We start from the raw sequence: 20,319 nt of genomic DNA, 5'->3' as shown, positions 1-20,319 counted from the left end.
GCCGTACATTAAGAGCGAATTAAGATGTGTGTAATAACGCTTTAAAATAATTGATGTATGTCACAGTTAAAGAAAGTAACTACAGTGACGATAACTTTAAAACGGGATAAACGCGCTTTTACCAGAAGGATTTAACATGACCGTTAGCCACATAACCAGGCTGTCATGGGTTACCCAGACTAACCTCACGCTTTCACCGTCTTCACTGCGCAGGGCGATTGTGCGCCTGTCTTCTGTGCTGGCGCAGACCATGCTGTCACTACTGCGTTAATCAATGCGGAGGGACTGCCTGCGATGCCGTTCCTCACGTACTTACGTCATGAGGAAGCCACAAACACGTATTTCTCTGTGCGGCCAGTCCCGTTAAACAGGGTGTTAAAACGGCACCTGATTATAAATTGCGCGCAGCTTGTTCCCGAACAGCTTAATCATCCTGATCGCTGTTTGCTGAAAGAGAGCGGTAAAACGCGCGCGGGATTAGGCTCGTCAGGTCTGAACCCTGGCTCTGAATAATTTTATTTTCATATTTTAACCGAGGAAAGGTAATGAACAACATACGCATCGGCATTCGACTGGGTGCCGCTTTTGGCTTTATTCTGCTTCTTCTTATCGGTATTGCGCTGGCCGGTTTAATTCGTATCGACTCCCTGGGCGACACCGTGGATAAACTGGCTGGCGATCGTTTTGATAAAGCGACCGCTGCCAGTAACCTGCGCTTTTACGTTACGGATATGAGTCGTATGGTCCGCAGTATCGCACTGGTCGATGACCCGGCTCAAAAAGAAAGACTGAAACAAAACTATGAGCAGTCCCGCGCACGGCTTGAAACGGCTTTTAATAAAGTCGATCAGATACTTCATGCGCCCAGAAGCCGTGAGCTCATCGCCGTGATGAAACGGGCCGGTACGCAGTATCTTGCCTACTCTGAACAGGCGGTAAAACTGGGCATGGAAGGTAAGCGGGATGAGGTAACGCGGCTGCTCACCGGACCCGCTTATGAGGCGCAGGACGAATACACAAAGGCTATCACAGACCTTGCGACCTTTCAGGGCCAGCAGATGAAGACCGCCGGTGCCAAAGCAGCGGCAGAGCAGCGCAGCGCTCAGGTTGTTCTTGTCTCCCTCAGCGTGGCGGCTATTGTGCTGGCAGCAACCCTGGCCTGGTTTATTACCCGCAGCATTGTCAGGCCCGTAAACATCGCGCTGCAGGCCGCAGAGCGCATTGCTGACGGCGACCTGACTGCAGAAGTGCCGGTCAAAGGACGTGACGAAACCGGAAAACTCCTTATAGCGATTCGTGGGATGCAGCATTCACTGGTACAAACCGTCAGCGCTGTCCGGGTGAACGCGGAGAGTGTTGCCGCCGCGAGCCTGCAGATAGCTCAGGGAAACACCGATCTGTCACAGCGCACTGAAGAACAGGCCAGCGCGCTGGAACAGACCGCCGCCACAATGGGTGAACTGGGCGTCACGGTCAGGAATAACGCAGACAATGCCAGCCAGGCCGCGATGCTGGCGGTAACGGTGCGTGACGTTGCCCGCCAGGGTAATGACATCACCACAGATATCACCGGTACCATGAAGGGAATTGGTGAGAGCTCAGGACGCATTGCGGATATCACGTCAGTGATTGACAGCATTGCTTTCCAGACCAATATTCTGGCGCTTAATGCCGCTGTCGAAGCCGCGCGGGCAGGCGAGCAGGGGCGTGGCTTTGCCGTGGTGGCTGGTGAGGTCCGTTCGCTGGCGCAACGCAGTGCAACAGCGGCAGGGGAGATTCGTCAGCTCATCGAAGCCAACGCACAGCGCGTCAGCGAAGGGACTTCACTGGTGGCGCGTTCTGCTGACACCATGTCTGCCGTGGTTTCGTCGGTCGGTCAACTGACTGACAGGGTGGAGGAAATCACCGCCGCCACCGCAGAACAGGCTCGCGGAATTGAACAGGTCAGCATTGCCGTGACGGAAATTGATGATGTGACGCAGCAGAATGCTTCCCTGGTGGAAGAGTCCGCTTCAGCGGCAGCAAGTCTGCGCGAACAGGCCGATATATTGCTGCAGTCCGTCTCTGTTTTTACGCTGTCAGAGCCGTTATCGCCCGTCGCTCAAACCGCACTGGTTGAAGCGCCGGTCACGGTTTCCGCCTCAACGACAACGCCTCACTCCAGCCGACCAGCCGGGAAAGATGCTGAAGAAAACTGGAAAACATTCTGAAACCATCCCCCGGATTTGAGGGGGCTGATTTGAGCCAGAAGCGGATAACATTGCGACCGTCTTGCATGCATTATTTTGTGACAGGTAGAAATACCTGTCGCTCTTTTTTCTCTGACTAAATTTTTACAAAATTGTGTCACTGTTTTAGGCCACCGGCGCCGATACTCATCTGTAAAGCAGGATCATCTCCGAACAGGTCGGTGAACTTTTCAAGGACAGCCGCATGAAATCCGTAACCAATGACCAACTGGGGGCCGCCGTGGCCAGAACGTCTCTTTGCGCAATATACCTGCTGTCTTCAACCGGAGAAGTCATGAGCTGGAATCTGGGGTGCCGCGAGATTAAGGGCTGGGACAGCCGTGATATCAGAGGGCAACATATTTCGGTTTTTTATGATGAAGATGAACAGGCCAGGAACATACCTGAGGCAAACCTGAGAGAGGCCCGCGAGCATGGCAAGTTTACAGGCGAAGGCTGGCGGCTGCGGAAAAACGGCAGCGCATTTCGTGCATCCGTAGAAATTGAATTCCTTAATCCCTCCGATCAGGAACATGCGGCATTTATTAAAATCGTGCGCGACGTCACGCATGATTATCAGGAAAGGGCGGCATTACGCATCGCTCAACAGGTTATCCTGAAAAGAGAAACGGAGTTGTCAGACACCAATAAGGTGCTTGACGCGGTTTTCTGTCACACGCCCTGTGCGCTTATCCTGTGTGACGCAAAATCCGGCGACATTATACGTGCGAACCCGACTGCCAGAAATTTGCCCTGTTTGCAGGAACTGGTGCTGAGCGGTAACACTCAAACCTCGCTTCACGCGGATCTGCCAGACGATCTGGCGGGTGTGTTCAGGCAAGCCTTTACGCTTCTTCCCGATGAAGGTTTCAGCGAAACGGTCTCGTCGACGGCGACAGAGTCGGCCTTTTCACTCCGCATCACGGCTGAAAGGCTTAATTCGGGCGGGGGAGAAGACTATCTTCTGTATACCATCCTGGACGTCACCGCGGAGTTTCAGGCTGCGGCAAGGGCGAATCACCTCGCCCTTCATGACCCACTGACAGGGCTCCTCAACCGGCGGGGCCTGATGCCCGAACTGGAGACGCTTCTTAGCGGTGACAGCCCCTTTGCCGTCATGGTGTCCGACATCGATCGTTTCAAAAGTATCAATGACGTGCTGGGACATCCTACCGGAGATGCACTGCTTATTGAGGTTTCCGCGCGGCTGCAATCCGTCCTGCGCCCTGAAGATATACTGGCCCGTACAGGCGGCGACGAGTTTGTTGCCGTCCTGCCAGGTATCAGCTCAGCCTCTGAAGCCAGCGAAACGGCATCACGCCTTACGGCCGTATTGCAGGAGCCGTTCATGCTGAAGGGCCGGAAAGTCACGTCGGGTTGCAGCTTCGGCGTCTGCCTCTTTCCCGGCTATGCGCGGGATGCTGAAAGTATGTTATCGGCGGCGGATATTGCCCTGTATGCGGCCAAGTCAGCCGGACGTAACGGCTGGGTCATCTTTACCGATGAGCTTGCCCGCTCTGCAGCAGAGCGCTTCAGCCTGGAAAACGACCTGCGTGGGGCACTGGAAAACGGTGAGCTACAGCTTTTTTATCAGCCTGTTGTCTGCAGCGTCAGTGAAGAGATTGTGGCTTATGAAGCCCTGCTGCGCTGGCATCATCCTGTGAGAGGAAGTGTGCCGCCAGATATTTTCATTCCTCTTGCTGAAAAAACCGGACTTATCCATGATATCGGTGCCTTCGCGCTTGCGCGCGCCTGTACGGATATGGCGGGCTGGTCAGGACAGGAGCGGATAGCCGTAAACATTTCCCCCCGACAGTTCAGGGACCCGCAACTGTCTGACAGAGTGAAAAACGTTCTCATCCATAGCGGGCTACATCCCAACAGGCTCGAACTGGAAATTACCGAATCGGCCTTGTTCGACAACCCGGATTTCAGTTACGAAGTGATACGGAAGTTTCGGGAGACAGGCATTAATGTCGTTCTGGATGATTTTGGCACGGGGTTTTCTTCACTGAGCCACCTCAGTTCCGGGCTTTTCAGCAGAATAAAGATAGACAGGTCATTCATCAGCGATCTGCACCAGGATGCCGGGGCGGCAGCCATCGTCAGTGCTGTTCTTTCACTGTGCCGTCAACTGAACGTGGAAGTGACTGCAGAGGGTGTGGAAACGTTGGCTCAGGCGGCCTGGCTCAGGACATATGAATGTCCTTTAATGCAAGGGTATCTTTTTGGCAGGCCGGGACCGTACTGGATTCAGACGTAAACGCGTTACCGTCCTGAAAAGCTGAATAAGAGGTTGCCCGGGCGGCATGACAAAAGTTCACCGGACAACCTGTTTAGTTGATGGCTGGCACAGAGCCTTACATTGACGCGTCCTGGGCGGACTTCAGGTGCTGCTCAACAACCGGAGTATGGGCGTCTGCCAGCGCCTTCACATCGGGATCTTTTATCTTTTTCGCGTCACTTTCCAGCGTCGACAACACCATCTTGTGGTCTTTGACGCCGGCATTTTCCATATACATCTTGTCAAAAGCCTTGCCGCTCTGTTTTTCCAGTTTAGTGGCCATGGCTTTATGTTTAGCATCAGGCGCGGTCGGCAGCGTAACCCCTTTTTGCTGAGCGACGGTCTGCACTTTGGTCAAGGCACTGGTGTGATCATCGATCATCTTCTGCGCGAAGGCTTTGGTTTCGCTGCTTTCAGCCTTACTCAGCGCGATTTTAGCGGCAGCGATTTCATTGATATTTGCCTGCGCCATGTCTTTGATTGCTTTTTCGTCACCGGAACTAAGCTTTGTCCCTGTTTGTCCAGCTGTGGTGCTCTGCGCCGCGCTCGTTGGCGTCTGCGCCTGCACGCTCACGCTGCTGAACATCGCGACGGCAGCTGAAACGGCCAGCAGGCCAGTTAACATCTTACTCTTTTTCATTTCGTTCTCCTGAAGCTTACAGGGAGGCTGACGACAGGGAATTTTCTGTGTACAGCCATGTAGGGAGATAACAAGTGCACTGGTCAGTATAGTGGAGTTTCGGATTTATCCAGCAATTTTTTTTATGTTTTAGGCGGTTGCAGAGAAGCGGAGCTGATATCTTTTTTCTTTTTGTTGTGTATTTAAGCCAAGCGAGACGTTGGATTAAGCCCCCTTTGTACAGCATGGTGACATACTGGCGACCTGGAAGGCGAAGTAGTTAATATAAATTTAATTAAAGTTTTTTTTAGCTGGGAAACGCCCCGGTGATGTTTTCTCGCCGGCTGCATTTTTGCTATAAAGCGTTAAACGCGGCAGCGCGGTAAGCGGGACGTGATGCTGATTGTGTGCTGCCCGTTCTTAACGGGAAACGATAAAACCTCCAGGAGTCAGCCTGTTTTCGCGTTGACCCCGTAAAGGAAAGAGGCGATAAAGTCAGCACCTTTCTACGGGAAGGGCACTGGCTGCTGTCCTCCAGACTCAGGATGCATGTAAAGCCGGTCGGCAGCTTATCAACTTCAAAAACACGTTCCCGCATGGGGAGAATAGAATCAAATCCCGCCTCTGGTTGTGACCGTAAACCCGGTGTGAGCGGGGCCCATTAAGCCAGCGGCAGGCACACAAATGAAAACCCACACTGTGCGCGATGCAGGCGCGGGGCGACAGTTTTTTCAGCACAATAAGATCTGACAGAATAGTGTCATTTCCTGACGGGCTGGGGGGGTAAGACGATGTCTTATATGATGCTGCACTTTCTGGATGCGCAAAAGACACTCACCGCACACAGTGACTGGATTAAGGACTGCCTGACGGCGACGCACAGACGTGCGGATAGCCTTATGTCTCTCCCGGCGCTGGATGTGGTGGTTAAAACGGGAAACAGAGTTGTTCCGGAAAAAGGGCATAGCGGATTTTGCCCCGAACCCGGGATCGTGTATGTGACGGTTGATCCTGACAATCCTGCATTCTGCCAAAATGCGGCACAATCGCTTGAACGGATGTTCGCGCATGAACTTCATCATGCCGCGCGGTGGGCAGGTCCCGGCTATGGCACCACCTTGGGCGAAGCGTGTGTTTCTGAAGGGCTGGCCGGGCATTTCGTGCTTAAGCTTTTTGGCGGAGAACCTGAACTGTGGGAATGCATCAACGCCGAACTGATTCACGCTTATCTGCCACAACTGCATCAGGACTGGCTGTGCACCGATTACGATCACAGCAAGTGGTTTTATGGCGCCGGCGATATGCCGCGCTGGCTGGGCTATACCCTGGGTTTTAATCTGGTGGCCAGCTATCTTGCTGCCAGGCCGGAACGTCGGGCTTCGCAGCTGGCCTATACAGAAGCCGATGCGTTCAGCGTCTTTATTTAGCATAACGCCGACATATGTATTGGTCTGTGTTCTGCCGCTGAGGGGGCGGGGCCACAATGAGCCCGTCTTTATAAAGCAAACGCCTTTATCCGGCTAAATCCTGCCGCTTTTTATCAGGCGGTGTGAAGCCTACGGAGCAGGGGAATCTGCCCGTTTACGCGCCCTCGTTTAGCGTTTCGCTTATCCCAATAAGATATTGCATGCGTATTGAACAGGGCTGATGAGTGTTTTATGCTCGGGGGAAACCATGGAAGAAGTGAGGCTTTATGGACGAGCATTCAGTCGGACGCTTTCTGGCGTCTTTGTTAGCCGAATACAATATGAGCGTAGAGCAGCTCTGCCGCCGTTCCGGGCTGCAGATGCATGAGGCCCGGTTCCTCCTGCGCGGCACGCTGACCGTTACGCCAGCCGTGGCTGAAAAACTCGGTCGGGCGTTTTATTCCCCTGGCTTCTGGCTGGTTCGTCAGGCGATGTCTGAGCTTAATAAACTCAGTCGGGAAACTTAAATAACAGGGCTGCGTAGCCCCAAAAGCCTGGCTGGCTCGTCTGCATCACAATGCCTGCCTGGCGGAGTAGGGTCAGCATAAGGCGTGAAGGAATATTCAGTTGACAGGCTCTTCGCCCGACCAACACGAAAGTGCCGTTGAAAAGGGGATTCACAGCCGAAATCAGCACCTGATTCAGGTAAAAAAAATCCCGCCTGAAAAACGCGGCGGGCCATGCTCTGTTGCATGCAGGCTGAAGGCAATCGCGCGGCCCCCCCTGAGCGTCCGCGCCATCGTTTATCCCTGTCGGTCTTTCCCGTCTTTCGCCTGCTGTGCGGCGCAGGCCATGAAATTTTCAATGATTTCTACGGCATAACTGATCGCCATCAGATCTGCCGTCAGCCGCACATCCGTGCGCAGCAACGTTTCGGTGACGCCGGGCCGACTCAGCAGGGGCTTTATGTCCTGAACCCGACGTATCAGATGCGCCCAGTTATTGGCAAAGGTGTCCATACTGGCGTAGCCACCGTGCCTGAGCTGAATAAAAATGACATCAATATCGGCCTTCAGCGCACTTATCTTCGCGATGTTAAGCGGATCTTTCTCTGGCGCATCAGGCTGCGGATGGGGCTCAGACACGGAACGCCTCCACCATGCCGCGCAGGGCATGCGCCTGTTCAGAAAGCGAACGCGAGGCCGTAGAAGACTCTTCAACCAGCGCGGCGTTGCTCTGCGTCACACCGTCCATCTGGCTCACCGCCACGCTGATCTGCGAAATACCCTGCATCTGCTCTGAAGAGGCCAGAGAGATGTTATCCATCGCCTCCGCGAGTTCGCCGACCATTCCCACAATTTTCAAAATGCTTTGTCCGGTGGAAGAGGCTACGTTCACGCCGCTTTCTACCTGTGTTACGGCCTGTTCAATCAGGATTTTAATATCCCGCGCGGCCGTGGCGCTGCGCTGTGCCAGCGTGCGTACTTCGCCTGCAACTACCGCGAAACCGCGCCCTTCCTCACCCGCGCGAGCCGCTTCTACTGCGGCATTGAGGGCCAGGATATTAGTTTGAAAGGCGATGCTCTCGATCACCGAGGTAATATCACGCACTTTGGTGGCGCTGACCGAAATGTCATGCATGGTATGTGTCATGCGTTGCATATCAGATTCCCCCTCGCGCGCCAGTTGCGCCGTCCCCCGTGCCGCGTCGGCTGTCTGCTGCGCACCCGCCGAGTTGCTCTTCACCGTTGCGGTGAGTTGCTCCATGCTGGCGGCGGTTTCCTGCAGGGCGGCTGCCTGTTGCTCGGTGCGGGATGAGAGTTCGGTATTACCCTGGTCAATCTCATCAGCCGCCAGAGAAACGGAAGCCGAGGCATCCTTGATCTGCGAGACCAGCCCGCGCAGGTTCGCCTGCATACTGTCGAGCGAGGCCAGCAGGCTGGTGGTATCATTACGACGAAGCACGACAGGCGAGGTCAGATCGCCAGCCGCAATGGTCGCAGCCAGTGCCTGGGCCTGTGCGGGCTCACCGCCCAGTTGACGCATGAGGATGCGGATCACCACGACGCAGGCACCCACGCCCACCAGCACCGAAGCCCCGGCGAGCAGCAAAAGAAAAAGGGTATCACGGGCGGTAGCCGCGCTGTTTTGCTGCACCTCGGCCAGACTGGTTTTCTGCTGAATGTTAGTGACGACCAGCAGATCTTTCAGCATCTTATCCTGGACAGGTTGTACCTCTTTTGTCAGGCACTCGAAAAATTCTTTATCACGGTTGGCCAGCCCAAGCTGACTGGCTTTGGCGAAGATGCTGAAGAACTCGCTCTCGGTGTCGGTCAGTCGTTTAAAGGCCGCGCGACCCGGCGGAAGCGAGTCGATCTGCAACAGATCGCCCAGCGCCTGACGATTGGCAATGAAGTCAGCTTTATTTTTTTCCATCTGCGCAGCGACGGGTTTCATAGCAACCGGATCGCTAAGCAGGCCAAGCGTTCTGACATCAATAGCCATCTCCCTTAATTCCCCCAGCATATCCTGCGCAAGCTGATATTTTTTCATCTTGATATTCACGACGATATCCATGCTTGCCCGGGCTTTATGAAGGGCATTGAGCGCCGTGCCTGTGCAGATAATAAACAGAAGGATAAGCAGACCGAAACCTGCAGTCAGACGGGTTGAAATTTTCATTTTGTTCTCGTTATAAAAGTGAATTTTGCTGTGTATCTTTCCCCGGCAACATTTAATGATGCCTGTCAAAGCGATTAAATTATAATTCGCCTTGACAATTTCGTATGTTTCCTGGTTATACCGTTCCTAAACAGACCTCAGATAAGGGGGCAGAATAACGGGATGGCCTTGGAACGGCGGAATGCGCCATCCTGACATCCCTGTTACGGCTCGTATTCAGCCCGCCTCGCGTTGTCGCCAGGTATCTCAGCTAGCGTGTTATGAAGTGAAGCATTGAGCTTGACATGATAACCGCTGCAGATTTATATAGGAAATGATCATTTCCAAACTGTCAGACCCTGACAGAAGCGGGCGAACAGGACGGCTCTGTGGCGGCAACGGCGAATGAAACCGCTGCGGCAGAGAGCTTTCTGGCGCTTCACCAGGGAATGCGAGGAGTAGGTAAAGCATCGATTCTTACGCACGATACCGATCTATCGGCCGGACGCTGAAAATACTGGCGTACATCCAACGCTCGCGACGAGGTGTTCTTCCGACTGGAAGCCGGCTTCGATCCCGTACTCTGCGGACCTGACAGCGTACTGCCGAGCCGTTTCCCGACGTTGAGTCCGTTGCTGACCGGGTTAATGAACGTGTTCAGGTCACACGAAATGAACAGGCCGCTCAGGAAGCTGTGTGCGAAAACGGGGCGGTTATCACGATTGTGCGGGCGACTGCCGGTCGGGTTGGTTCACCAGAAAATGGCACAAGTCCGTCCGTCGGGTTTGTTTTCATTCACGCACCTGTCGGTTGCCGACGAGTGATCGTATGACAAGAGGAACAGGTTATGTCTGCTTCTGTGATCCCTGATGCGCCCGACGGTTTTCGTCACTGCTTTGCACGTGTGGAAGGGTTGCGTTTTCATTATGTCACCGGTGGCCGACCGGATGGCTTTCCGCTGGTATTGCTGGCCGGTTTCCCTGAAAGCTGGTTTGCCTGGCGAAAGGTTATGCCCGGTCTGATGGCGCACTTTCGCATTGTGGCCGTCGACTTACCCGGCCAGGGCGATACCGATAAACCGCTTGCGGGCTACGATACTCAAACGGTTGCCAGCCGACTGCACGCCTTCGTCGCATCGTTAGCATTAGGCCGGTATTTTCTGGCTGGACACGACGTCGGTGCCTGGGTCGCCTTTACTTATGCGATGCTTTACGGCGAGGAGATCCGGGCGCTGACCCTGATGGACGCCGGTATACCCGGCATATCGCTGCCGGATACGTTGCCCACAGATTCCCGTCAATCCTGGAAGACCTGGCACTTCGCCTTCAATGCCGTTGCGGATCTTCCCGAAGCCTTACTGACGGGGCGTGAGCGCATTTATCTGGAATGGTTCTTTCGGGAGAAAGCGGCCGACCACCGTTGTTACGGCGAGACGGAAATTAACGAATATGAACGCCTGCTCAAAGCCCCTGGTGGATTGCGCGCAGGACTGGCGTTTTACCGCGCCCTGTCACAGTCAGCGGCACAGAATGCTGCGCTTGCACAGCAAACGCGTCTGACGATGCCGGTACTGGGGCTGTCAGCCGATCAGGGCTCTATTGCGGATATGGCCGCCACCCTGAAAGCGTATGGGGACGATATTCACAGCCAGCGGCTGGCGGATTGCGGCCATTTTCAGCCGGAAGAGCAACCTGAAGCGACGGCCAGGGCACTGATTCAGTTTTTTGGACATTATGCCCATTAATGCTGACTCCTGCATACAACGTCATTGAGCAAGCAGAAGGGGATTTCTGTCACGGAAGTCCCTGAAGCTGTCTGTAACGAGGAGCGGGGAATTCGCTGTCACTTTCTTTTTATTAAGGAAGTGACAGATAACGCCACGAGAAGAGTGATAAATATGACCGTGTTTCGTCATCAATGGCGTATATGAAGACGCTGAGCAACATCAAAACACGTGCTGTTATTTCAAAAAAGAAACCTGTTTAAGACATGATGTAATTCTTTTCGCGTCGATAACATGCCTGATTTTGTCCGATGCTTATTACGCGATTACTCAATACCGCCTTTATTCTCTTCTGTAGCAGGGAGTGATGCTACTTCTGGTGCCACCCTGATGAACGTCATCACTGCTGGTAATATGTATGCAGGCTCGCCTCAGGGCGCGGGATTAACTCATACAGGGTATCTTATATGTACACACTCTATGGAAGCGCACGTTCGGGCGCTGCCGCGATTGAGATGGCGCTCAGATTGGCCGGGGCGGAATACACAACGGTTGAGGCGAGTTCATGGCACAAAGACAGTGGGTTTGAAACCTTAAAGCGGTTGAATCCGCTGGTCCAGATCCCCACGCTCATCCTGCCTGACGGGTCCGTGCTGACTGAAAGCGCAGCCATCATGATTTATCTTTGTATGACCTGTCCTGATGCCGTCATCCTTTCAACTGACGCCAACGTTCGTGCTCAGCAATTACGGGGGCTGGTGTATATAAGTGCAAACTGTTATGCCGCCATCGGCATCATTGATTACCCGGAAAGATGGCTGGATATGGGCTCGCCGGATCAGCGTAAGCAGCTGGCCGAGGGGGCGGTCAAAAAACTCTATGACCAGTGGGACATGTTCAGCGATCTCTTTTTGGACACGCGCGCATGGCAGCCTGCTAACCCCGGCGCGCTTGAAATGCTGGCCTGTGTCGTGAGCCGCTGGAGCAATGCGCGTGCGCATCTCAGCCGCACCAGACCCGCTTTCTGTGCTTCGCTGGAAGAGGCAGAAACACATCCTGTCATCAAGGCTGTTGTGCGCCGTCACTGGGGAACCTGACCGCGATGGAGACAGCGTTTTCTCCGCCTTTTCAGGTCTGATAACGCGCCGCTCATCGTACTAACTGAATACTGTCATAGACGAAGCCTGGGCTCAGAAATCCTGTGCCTTTTTGCCCCGAGGCCACATTAATATCCAGTGTGTTAATTCCTGCCTGCAGGGCGGAAGCCGGCAGGACAAAAGTAAAAAGCGCATTATTGCCCCGGAAAGTGCCGCGGGTGATCCCCCGACTCGCAGGCTGGCTAGAAGCCGGCGGAATCGGCGCGGTCCAGCGCTGATTGACGCTGACCTGAGGGCGTCCTCCAGACTGCGCCAGAGTAATAAAAATCCGTAAAGTTAAATCATGCACATCGTGACGGGACAGCATGAAACGGATGCGGGTTGGCGAGTTAATATCCCGCCACTGCGCGGCAGGAAAATCGCTTTCTGATGCGGTTCCCACAAGGTAATCAGCGGCTGTCCAGGGCGACATACGCCGATCGGACGGGTGAGCGGACATCAGCAAACGGGCGTTACGAAACCCTGACGGAGTCCCATCCGGTGAACCCGTCTGCCAAATAACCTGACCCGGTAAGGTCTGTGCGGCTAATGCAATCTGAGTTTGTCTGCCGGCCTGGATTTCTGCTGTACGTTGCGTGACTTCCCGTTCCTTATCGTACAGCGTTATCTGATAGTGCCCCTGACGCACGCCCGTCAGTGTAAAACGCCCCTGGCTGTCCACGCGCGTCCAGTATTCGGCGCTGGCGTTTCGCAGGCCGACAACGGCGGCAGGGCGATCGCTCATTCCTGTCACCACACCTGACAGCGTGCCGCGTTCAGTCTGATCGACAAACCCTTTCAGCCCCAGTGACGCATGAATAAATCCCACATCGGTTAACGTGGCGGAGGGCTTCTCTCCGGTCGTAAACAACAGCCCATAGATACCATGCAACCCCGGTCGAAACGGTTCTGTCTGGGTATGACTGGAATACATATAGTTGTACAGCTCGTGTGTCATCTGCGTTTTTTGCGTCGCGATGTCCTTAAAGAACGGGCCACCTGAACTGAGCTCATGATTGCCCGTCAGCATAAAGACCGCTACGCCCGGGCCGTGGACGCCGTGCAGATCGTCATCAATCATGGGACGGGCGGAGTAAAACTTGGAACTGGTCCGTCCGTCAGGCAACAAAAAGACGTCGTTGCCTTCAATCGCTTTTCCGACGTTTGAATCGTTGCCCCAGTCGGCCTTTGGGAATTTTTTGACATCCAGACGCGTCACGAAACGCAGTTCCCCGACCGGCAGAAGCGCGGGCGCGTAGGTCGCCATATACAGGGCATTACGGCCTTTTTTGGCGAGGTAGTAGTGGATAAGTTCCCCTGCCTGCGCACTGATGACAATGACATCGCCTGCCGTTTTCACTGCAACCTGCGCGTGCCCCAGTCCGGAGGCGACTTGTGAGGCCTTGTGCTCTGATGATGCCAGTTCACTGCCATGAAACCGCATTGATGCCAGTTCACTGCCATGAAACCGCATTGATGTCAGATCACCGTTGCGGTCATCGATGCTAAACACCAGATCGGCACCGGTATCCACCACCAGAGTGTTGCCGGAGTGTGTCACGCCGAAGGCACTGGCAACGCCCAGCCTGCTGAACAAACAGAAGACAAAAATGCGCAACAATAAACGTGCCATCGGGGAAACCCTCACATTAAAAACTTACCGCACCGGACTGTGAATATGGCCCACGCCAGCTTCACGGGGCACCTGGACGCTGGCCACCTCTGCGGAAACAGGCGAGACGAGCCAGGCACGATCGTATCTGAAAGCCTCCAGGACCGTGATATCTTGTGGGCGATAGTCGGTGCCGCTCTGGGTTTGCAGATTACTGACACAGCGCCTGCCCAGATTTTTCAGACAGGCGTTTTCCCCAGCGGCGGCGTTCGTATCAAAAAGCGCGAAGGCATTACCGGGCTGCCTGATGTCGTTAAACAGCGGATGAGCCACATTTTCAAAGGCGTTACCTTCCACCAGCAGACGCGAAGAGGGTGTTCTGGACATTATCGCGCCCTGATACGTCAGATTGACAAAGACATTGTTAACCAGCTGCGCCAGGACACTAGCATTGCCCATCCCACCGGCATGCGGGGCACGCCCGGAGGTATCATGAACATAATTGCGCGCGACCGTTAATGTGTCATGGTGTCCCAGAAACAGCCAGACCCAGTAATGGTGGCCGTCGCAGGTCGCGGAATAGGGTGTTCTGCCGTCAAATTCGTTATCGGAAAGCGTGACATGGGACGCGGAGCCCCAGCCCGTGACAATCATCTGTCGGCCAATGCGGGCGAAAGTATTGTGATCAATCCACACACCCTCCGCATTATCAACGGTAAGGGCATCCCCTCCCCAGACCAGCTGCGGATTGATATCTGACAGTGTCAGATTGCGGATAATCACGTTGTGAACGCCGCCACCGACGTAAAGCCCGATGCCCTGAATCCCCGCATGTGCCCCTACACCAATCAGCGTCTTATTTGATCCCACCTTAAGACGGTCTAAACCGGCATTATCATAGGTCACCGAAACCGGCGCTTTGCCCTGACAAAACTGGTTGGCACCGTTGCGCGCCCATTGGCCACCGCCTCCTGGGCAGGCATTTGCCATGCAACCCCTTTCCGTGGTCGTGGCTTTGCCGTTGACCATGACCGTTCCACGAAAATCGACGGTATGATCCAGAGCGATGATCCGGGGACGATCATCCGTACAGTTTCCGTGTCGGTCATAGGTGGCGCACAACGCCTTCACCAGATCATCAGTGCGGATGGGATGAACAACCGCGCCACCGCTACCGCCCGTCACGCCTTTGGCAAAGCCGTCCGGCAGATCTGCAGCGCGCGATAACGCGGACGTCAGGCAAAGAACCGCAAGGAGGAACATCGTGAACAATCCGTAAAAAGGGCGGAAAACAGCCTGTCTACAGAGCGTGTGAACTGAAAACCTGAAGCGACAGTGCGGGCTTTTCATTCCTGTCCTCTCAACGACGCCGTGTTGCGCTGACATACCGGGCCCGCATCGATGTCGAGCGGGGGAAGAGCCTGTCGAACCCACCAGGCCACTCGCATCGTACAGGAAAGTCGAAATGAACGTACAGCCGTGACCCGCAGGTGCGTCACAGGACGATCATGGGCATACAGGCAACGTAAACATGTCCCTGCGCATCAGACCTCGCGCTCAGGGCTGATCGCGTCAGCCGAAAACTGCGCCGTTACCGCGCTGTTCCGCTGCCTGCCAGAAGTGGATGCAAATACAACAGTTTCTACTGTAAATAAGGACGCCATCCTGCCGATGTAAGGTTAAACCTGTCGCAACAACTGGAGCGAACATAAAGACATATGCGTCATATAATTTATACTTCGCGTAGTGTGAAAAGTGCCATTTGTCATGTCTGCCTCAGGCTTTTACTCACCGAATCTGAACCATGTTGAACGTGCTGTTTATGTCCCCGGCCCAACTTTGTTTTCATCACCTGTCACAGTAATAGGTCATTCTCTGATCATTTTTATTAAATGATATTTTTCTCCCGCCGATAAATCGTCTGAATGTTTGAGTTAGTACTGATATTCATCAGTCATCAGAATCCCTTTATGGCAGGAAATAACATGACCATTACACAGCGTCTACTCTTTACCTTTTCACTCCTTTCTGCTGCCCTGGTGACAATGGTTATCGTTGCAGTGCTGGTGGCGAGCGGCTTTCAGTCCCGCTTTAACTATGTTCAGGAAAATACGGTTCCGTCCATTCTGGACATCGGGAAAATGGTCGACAGCAGTAATGCGCTTGTCATCTCACTTTACCGCCACCAGAGTGCGACAGACCCGCGCCGTCAGGCTGTGCTGGAAAAGGAAATCGAGGGGGCGATTAGCCAGATTAAGTCGCTCAATCAGTATTATCTGAAGAATGATATTTCAAGCGATGAGGACCGTCAGTTAACGGAAAATTCGTTTGCCGTTATCAAAAAAGTTGAGGACACTTTACCGGCTTTTCTGGTCGCCTCTCGTGCACAAAATGATGCGGCTTCACTCGGCTCCCTTCAGGGTAACGACGGCATTGGTGCCGCTGCGCGTCAGCTTAATGCCGGTTTTCAGAAACAGCTGAAACTCAACGTAGACATTGGTAATGCGCTGCGCAAAGAAAATGATCACACTTATAACGTAACAGTGTGGAGCCTCATCGGCGGTTCTGCCATGGCTATTATCATTCTTGCATTCTTCGCCCTCAGAACCATTTTGGGCATCAAACGTCAGCTGAACGGTATGCGTCATGTAATGGAAACCGCCAGTGAACGCCTTGACCTGACGCTGCGTGCAGATGTGAGTCGCCGGGATGAAATTGGCCTGACCGCCAGCGCCTTTAACCATCTGATTGAGAATGTGTCAGACTCACTTTCTAAGGTTGAAGCGTCGGCTCAGTCTGTCAGTTCAGCATCGGCGCAGATTTCGGCCGGCAACGAAGATCTGTCTTCGCGCACGGAGGAGCAGGCCGCATCGCTTGAGCAGACAGCAGCAAGCATGTCTGAACTCAGTGAAACCGTCCGTCAGACCGCAGAAAACACACGGCTTGCCAGCCAGCTGGCCAAAAATGCACAGGACATTTCAGAAGACAGCGCAGGCCGTGTCCGCACACTGCTGTTGACGATGGGCGATATCAAAGACAGTTCCGCAAAAATTACTGACATCATTGCGCTGATTGAAGGTATTGCCTTCCAGACCAATATTCTTGCCCTCAACGCCGCTGTTGAAGCGGCTCGGGCAGGGGAGCAGGGGCGCGGATTTGCCGTGGTGGCAGGTGAAGTCCGTAATCTTGCACAGCGGTCATCCTCTTCAGCCCGTGAAATTAAAGAGCTGATCGAATCGTCTATGAGTTTTGTCCAGGCAGGCTCCGAACAGGCTGAGGGTGTTGGCAGTAACATGTCACGCATGAATGATGCCGTCAGGCAGGTTACCGATCTTGTGGATGAAATCTCTGTGGCCGCCAGTGAGCAGTCACAGGGGATCAGCCAGGTGCATCAGGCCGTTAACCAGATGGATGATGTCACTCAGCAGAACGCCGCGCTGGTTGAAGAAGCCTCGGCTGCCTCAAATTCGCTGATGGAGCAGGCCGCATCACTGAACCAGTTGGTCAATAACTTCACCCTTAAACCGGTTTCACACGTCTCTGCGGTGGTCCGCAGCAAGGGGGTACCTTCTTCACACGCGCCATCGTCTTTTCGTTCAGGTCCTGCCGTTGCAGCAGCAGATGAAAACAACTGGCAGAGTTTCTGATCTTTACGTTAACAGCGTTTCATTTAATTAAGGGCTGACACCGGCCCTTTTACTTTTTTATGCAGGAAACTTTTTCAGCATAAAAGCCTGAATCTGTTTATTAGTGCGTTTTATCAGAAGCACCGTCTGCTTTGAGCCAGAAGCCGATGCTTAATGCGGGCCTGCATATTTAAATTCTGAATCGTGCAGGAGTGGTGCCAAATACCCTGCGAAACATGGCGATAAAGGCACTCACGTTGTCATATCCAAGTTCCAGTGCAACTGTCGTCACTTGCTTGCCTGCGGCAAGAAGCTCAAGAGCTTTGAGTAACCGTATGCGCTGTCGCCATTCATTAAAGCTAAAACCGGTTTCGGATCTGAAACGCCGTGTCAGTGTGCGTGACGATACTCCCGCCCAGAATGCCCATTCTTCAAGTGTGCGACCGTCATCTGGACTCTCAGACAGCACCTGAGCAACTTTTAAGAGCCGTATATCCTGCGGCATTGGCAACCCAAGATTAACGCTGGGAAGCGAACCGATTTCATCAAGGATAACGTCAGATAAACGTTTTTGAGGCGCATTAAGCTCTGCAACCTTCCAGGAGGCTGCTCGTGTTATCGCTTCGCGTAGCAGATTTGTAACTGAGAGCACAGCAGGCTTATCAGATAATGCGCCACAGGCCGCAGCAGATATATAAACACTCCATCCTGAATATGGGCCGTGCGAGCGTAGACCATGCGGAATATTTGGAGGTATCCACACGGCATGCGTTGCCGGTACGACCCAGCGACACTCTTCCGCATCGATCGTAAGCAGCCCATGCTCAGCGCCGAGTAACTGTCCACGAATGTGATGGTGACGTGGTGTTTCCCTTATTGCATCCGACTGGCGGGCCGCGACAATCAAAGTGGGTCCATCAGAAGAAAAAGCCCGGGAGAATGGAATTAACGGGTCGGTCATATTGGCTTATTTGAGGTATTTATTGTCTTTTATACCGTACCGAAGCCATCAGGTCGATTGTAGAGTACTGATAACTTATGATGAGAACTGACCATGAAAATGATTTCTATTGCTAACGTATTGGATGAGATTATTAACCAACAGGAAATCCCCCTGGAAGAGATACTTAATCGCCACTTTAGTCCCGGTTATCGGCAGCGCACTGATAATGAGTGGGGAAGTTTAGATAGCTTTGCTCATCATGCTCGTAAACTTCGCGAAATAATTTCTTTCGGCAACATTGATGTGCATGACGAACTTCGTGAAGGCAATCTCTATGCTACCAGACATCGTGTATTGTGTACTAAGCGCAATGGGGAAGAGGTTGAGATGGAAGTTTATATGTTTGCTGAAACAGATGATTCAGGGCTATTTGTTCGTATTGAAGAAGCCACACTTATGCTTAAAGGTCTGGAAAGTGACCGGGACCTGGGTAGCACCAGGTAACAGGGGTTTAAATGTCCGCTTCTCGCTTATAGCGGACAAAGGAAGAGATTTTAGCGTCCGCTTTGTGCCAGAAGCGGACAGGCCAAATGCGCTTTGTATGACCCCGCCTTAACGGCCGGTTAATTGCTGTGTATCAATTTAAGTGACTGCGACAGGAATGTTCCTGCTGGCTGAGAAAGTCGCAAAGTCAGAAAAGTGTTTCCTTAATAATGATTTCATCCACCCGGAGGATTGAAGACATATCGAAACCTTCCATGTCTGACATGAACTCCTTGCTGGCCATATATTTCTGATTTATAGCTTGTATTTCGGTATCCTCCTGATAGGTAACGGTTGCAATGACCTGACATTCTTTCCCGAGATAAACATGATTTACATATATACCAAAGGCTGGGAGAGAGGCCATATGTCTGGGCCAGTGTCGGTGAAAATAAATTTCTGCTGACTGTTTGTCTTTGAGTGTATAAATTCTGACCTGTTTCATATTTTCAATCCTGCTGTTAAGGCTTTCATACAGAACAAAGTCAAAGCATACCTATTCTATTTCTGAGAAATTAGCAAAAGACCACTTTTCGCGCATAGCGGATCTTCAGCTCAGTCAGCCTGTCCGCTTTGTGCCAGAAGCGGGCCTTGCTGAAATGATGTCGGATTCATTAACGGCGAGCGCGCCAATGCCGCAATAAGCCGCAGCATACCGCCTGCCGGACACCGATACAAATAAACGGGAATTTGAGCACAGCCATTCTGGCTAAAGAAAAACCGGGTCGTCGCCCGGTTCGTTTCTCGTACAGCTTTTCTCTGATCTTAGTGAAACTGAACGCCATGCCTCATACCTGTGTCATGCCACCATCCACACAGATTTCTGCTCCGGCTATATAGCTGCTTTCATCACTTGCAAGGAACAGGACGGCACTGGCAATTTCTTCAGGTTTGCCCATTCTTGATAAGGGAATGGTGCGGATTATCTCATTTCGTAGCTCTTCAGAGGCTGCACGCATCATCTCCGTATCGACAGGGCCGGGGGCGACAACATTAACGCGGATGCCACGGGCGGAGAGTTCACGTGTCCATGTGCGGGCAAAAGAACGAAGTGCTGCTTTACTGGCACCATATACGCCATATCCCGGCGTGCCAATCACATCGGCAACCGAACCTATCAAAACGACGCTCGCTCCCTCCTTCATCAGAGGAAGGGCTGCCTGCAGAGCAAAAAGCGGTGAGCGCACATTCAGGCCAAAAACAGCATCAAAATGTGTCGGCGTGACATCATCAATCGTCGCGTATTCTGCCATGCCGGCGTTGATGACCAGCACATCTATCTGGCGGGATTCTGTCTTGATTAAATCGACTATTCGCGTCAGTTCACTTATCTGGCTGACGTCAGCACGGACTGGCCTGGCAGTGCCCTTTATGGTCTGACTGGCTGCTTCTAACTCCTCATTACGGCGTGAGGTCAGCCAGGTTGTGGCACCTTCACTGGCAAATCGCTGGCTGATAGCCAGACCAATGCCTTTTGCACCGCCGAGTATCAGGGCAACTTTATTCTCTAATCTACTCATCTGCTCTCTCCTCTCAGG

At 53.1% G+C, this 20,319-nt stretch carries 17 protein-coding genes and 1 pseudogene; 9 read left to right on the top strand and 9 right to left on the bottom strand.

The genetic code is table 11. The annotated features are described in order from the left end of the window. The first annotated feature begins 136 nt into the window (after positions 1-136). From GC087_RS12180 to GC087_RS12170, 3 genes are all read left to right on the top strand, one after another. Positions 137-271: a hypothetical protein gene (locus GC087_RS12180; RefSeq protein ID WP_275044815.1), complete on the top strand. Its 135-nt coding sequence runs from the start codon at positions 137-139 to the stop codon at positions 269-271. A gap of 274 nt (positions 272-545) precedes the next feature. Continuing rightward, positions 546-2,210, top strand: a complete 1,665-nt coding sequence (locus GC087_RS12175; protein ID WP_324028445.1) for a methyl-accepting chemotaxis protein — start codon at positions 546-548, stop codon at positions 2,208-2,210. A gap of 223 nt (positions 2,211-2,433) precedes the next feature. Then, positions 2,434-4,491, top strand: a complete 2,058-nt coding sequence (locus GC087_RS12170) for a sensor domain-containing protein (protein ID WP_058708163.1) — start codon at positions 2,434-2,436, stop codon at positions 4,489-4,491. A gap of 97 nt (positions 4,492-4,588) precedes the next feature. On the opposite strand, the gene GC087_RS12165 is transcribed toward GC087_RS12170, so the two are convergent. Next, positions 4,589-5,152, bottom strand: a complete 564-nt coding sequence (locus GC087_RS12165; RefSeq protein WP_033741414.1) for a DUF4142 domain-containing protein — start codon at positions 5,150-5,152, stop codon at positions 4,589-4,591. 770 nt (positions 5,153-5,922) lie between these two features. Here GC087_RS12165 and GC087_RS12160 point away from each other — a divergent pair. Both GC087_RS12160 and GC087_RS12155 read left to right on the top strand, forming a co-directional pair. Beyond that, on the top strand, positions 5,923-6,558 hold the full coding sequence (locus tag GC087_RS12160) for a DUF2268 domain-containing putative Zn-dependent protease (protein WP_324028444.1): 636 nt from the start codon (positions 5,923-5,925) through the stop codon (positions 6,556-6,558). Positions 6,559-6,824: 266 nt separating this feature from the next. Beyond that, complete coding sequence (locus tag GC087_RS12155; RefSeq protein WP_033741417.1) at positions 6,825-7,064, top strand: XRE family transcriptional regulator; 240 nt, start codon at positions 6,825-6,827, stop codon at positions 7,062-7,064. A gap of 276 nt (positions 7,065-7,340) precedes the next feature. Here the strand turns inward: GC087_RS12155 and GC087_RS12150 are convergent, their stop codons facing one another. Both GC087_RS12150 and GC087_RS12145 read right to left on the bottom strand, forming a co-directional pair. Next, on the bottom strand, positions 7,341-7,682 hold the full coding sequence (locus tag GC087_RS12150; RefSeq protein WP_324028443.1) for a hypothetical protein: 342 nt from the start codon (positions 7,680-7,682) through the stop codon (positions 7,341-7,343). After that, the gene (locus GC087_RS12145) at positions 7,675-9,219 is read right to left on the bottom strand and encodes a methyl-accepting chemotaxis protein (RefSeq protein ID WP_058701927.1); all 1,545 of its coding nucleotides are present in this window, start codon (positions 9,217-9,219) and stop codon (positions 7,675-7,677) included. The genes GC087_RS12150 and GC087_RS12145 overlap by 8 nt, the downstream gene beginning before the upstream one ends. Before the next feature lie 826 nt (positions 9,220-10,045). On the opposite strand from GC087_RS12145, the gene GC087_RS12140 reads away from it, so the two are divergent. Then, positions 10,046-10,942: an alpha/beta fold hydrolase gene (locus GC087_RS12140; protein WP_054687749.1), complete on the top strand. Its 897-nt coding sequence runs from the start codon at positions 10,046-10,048 to the stop codon at positions 10,940-10,942. Positions 10,943-11,388: 446 nt separating this feature from the next. Continuing rightward, positions 11,389-12,018, top strand: a complete 630-nt coding sequence (locus GC087_RS12135) for a glutathione S-transferase family protein (protein WP_324028442.1) — start codon at positions 11,389-11,391, stop codon at positions 12,016-12,018. Positions 12,019-12,070: 52 nt separating this feature from the next. Here GC087_RS12135 and GC087_RS12130 read toward each other — a convergent pair whose 3' ends face one another. Together GC087_RS12130 and GC087_RS12125 are read right to left on the bottom strand one after the other, a co-directional pair. Beyond that, positions 12,071-13,690 carry a rhamnogalacturonan lyase B N-terminal domain-containing protein gene (locus GC087_RS12130; RefSeq protein ID WP_324028441.1) on the bottom strand — a complete coding sequence of 540 codons (1,620 nt, stop codon included), beginning with the start codon at positions 13,688-13,690 and terminating at the stop codon, positions 12,071-12,073. 24 nt (positions 13,691-13,714) lie between these two features. Then, positions 13,715-14,932: a pectate lyase family protein gene (locus GC087_RS12125; protein ID WP_058708157.1), complete on the bottom strand. Its 1,218-nt coding sequence runs from the start codon at positions 14,930-14,932 to the stop codon at positions 13,715-13,717. A 722-nt stretch (positions 14,933-15,654) separates the two neighbouring features. Between GC087_RS12125 and GC087_RS12120 the strand changes: the two genes are divergently transcribed. Continuing rightward, a complete protein-coding gene (locus GC087_RS12120) occupies positions 15,655-17,316 on the top strand; it encodes a methyl-accepting chemotaxis protein (protein ID WP_324028440.1) in 1,662 nt (553 codons plus the stop codon). A 169-nt stretch (positions 17,317-17,485) separates the two neighbouring features. Here the strand turns inward: GC087_RS12120 and GC087_RS12115 are convergent, their stop codons facing one another. Together GC087_RS12115 and GC087_RS12110 are read right to left on the bottom strand one after the other, a co-directional pair. Continuing rightward, a complete protein-coding gene (locus GC087_RS12115; protein WP_233255757.1) occupies positions 17,486-17,947 on the bottom strand; it encodes a helix-turn-helix domain-containing protein in 462 nt (153 codons plus the stop codon). 75 nt (positions 17,948-18,022) lie between these two features. Beyond that, positions 18,023-18,256 (bottom strand): annotated as a pseudogene (locus GC087_RS12110) (AraC family transcriptional regulator); the annotation flags it as partial. Between the two features lie 99 nt (positions 18,257-18,355). Between GC087_RS12110 and GC087_RS12105 the strand changes: the two are divergent. Next, positions 18,356-18,742, top strand: a complete 387-nt coding sequence (locus GC087_RS12105) for a nuclear transport factor 2 family protein (protein WP_262959176.1) — start codon at positions 18,356-18,358, stop codon at positions 18,740-18,742. A gap of 187 nt (positions 18,743-18,929) precedes the next feature. Here GC087_RS12105 and GC087_RS12100 read toward each other — a convergent pair whose 3' ends face one another. Both GC087_RS12100 and GC087_RS12095 read right to left on the bottom strand, forming a co-directional pair. Beyond that, complete coding sequence (locus GC087_RS12100; protein ID WP_054687746.1) at positions 18,930-19,226, bottom strand: NIPSNAP family protein; 297 nt, start codon at positions 19,224-19,226, stop codon at positions 18,930-18,932. Positions 19,227-19,569: 343 nt separating this feature from the next. After that, positions 19,570-20,301 (bottom strand): SDR family NAD(P)-dependent oxidoreductase, encoded by a 732-nt coding sequence (locus GC087_RS12095; RefSeq protein WP_262959061.1) that lies wholly within the window; start codon positions 20,299-20,301, stop codon positions 19,570-19,572. Between the last annotated feature and the right edge of the window lie 18 nt (positions 20,302-20,319).

It is taken from the genome of Pantoea sp. JZ2 (genome assembly GCF_035191405.1).
In the GTDB taxonomy this organism is placed as follows: Bacteria; Pseudomonadota; Gammaproteobacteria; order Enterobacterales; family Enterobacteriaceae; genus Pantoea; species Pantoea stewartii.
The sequence above is the reverse complement of the archived record's forward strand: the minus strand, read 5'-3'. Positions and strand labels throughout refer to the sequence as shown.

Excerpts from the sequence above, each read along its gene's own strand:
- GC087_RS12180 (WP_275044815.1), top strand. The coding sequence starts at position 137 with ATGACCGTTAGCCACATAACCAGGCTGTCATGGGTTACCCAGACTAAC.
- GC087_RS12175 (WP_324028445.1), top strand. The coding sequence starts at position 546 with ATGAACAACATACGCATCGGCATTCGACTGGGTGCCGCTTTTGGCTTT.
- GC087_RS12170 (WP_058708163.1), top strand. The coding sequence starts at position 2,434 with ATGAAATCCGTAACCAATGACCAACTGGGGGCCGCCGTGGCCAGAACG.
- GC087_RS12165 (WP_033741414.1), bottom strand. The coding sequence starts at position 5,152 with ATGAAAAAGAGTAAGATGTTAACTGGCCTGCTGGCCGTTTCAGCTGCC.
- GC087_RS12160 (WP_324028444.1), top strand. The coding sequence starts at position 5,923 with ATGTCTTATATGATGCTGCACTTTCTGGATGCGCAAAAGACACTCACC.
- GC087_RS12155 (WP_033741417.1), top strand. The coding sequence starts at position 6,825 with ATGGACGAGCATTCAGTCGGACGCTTTCTGGCGTCTTTGTTAGCCGAA.
- GC087_RS12145 (WP_058701927.1), bottom strand. The coding sequence starts at position 9,219 with ATGAAAATTTCAACCCGTCTGACTGCAGGTTTCGGTCTGCTTATCCTT.
- GC087_RS12140 (WP_054687749.1), top strand. The coding sequence starts at position 10,046 with ATGTCTGCTTCTGTGATCCCTGATGCGCCCGACGGTTTTCGTCACTGC.
- GC087_RS12135 (WP_324028442.1), top strand. The coding sequence starts at position 11,389 with ATGTACACACTCTATGGAAGCGCACGTTCGGGCGCTGCCGCGATTGAG.
- GC087_RS12130 (WP_324028441.1), bottom strand. The coding sequence starts at position 13,690 with ATGGCACGTTTATTGTTGCGCATTTTTGTCTTCTGTTTGTTCAGCAGG.
- GC087_RS12125 (WP_058708157.1), bottom strand. The coding sequence starts at position 14,932 with ATGTTCCTCCTTGCGGTTCTTTGCCTGACGTCCGCGTTATCGCGCGCT.
- GC087_RS12120 (WP_324028440.1), top strand. The coding sequence starts at position 15,655 with ATGACCATTACACAGCGTCTACTCTTTACCTTTTCACTCCTTTCTGCT.
- GC087_RS12105 (WP_262959176.1), top strand. The coding sequence starts at position 18,356 with ATGATTTCTATTGCTAACGTATTGGATGAGATTATTAACCAACAGGAA.
- GC087_RS12100 (WP_054687746.1), bottom strand. The coding sequence starts at position 19,226 with ATGAAACAGGTCAGAATTTATACACTCAAAGACAAACAGTCAGCAGAA.
- GC087_RS12095 (WP_262959061.1), bottom strand. The coding sequence starts at position 20,301 with ATGAGTAGATTAGAGAATAAAGTTGCCCTGATACTCGGCGGTGCAAAA.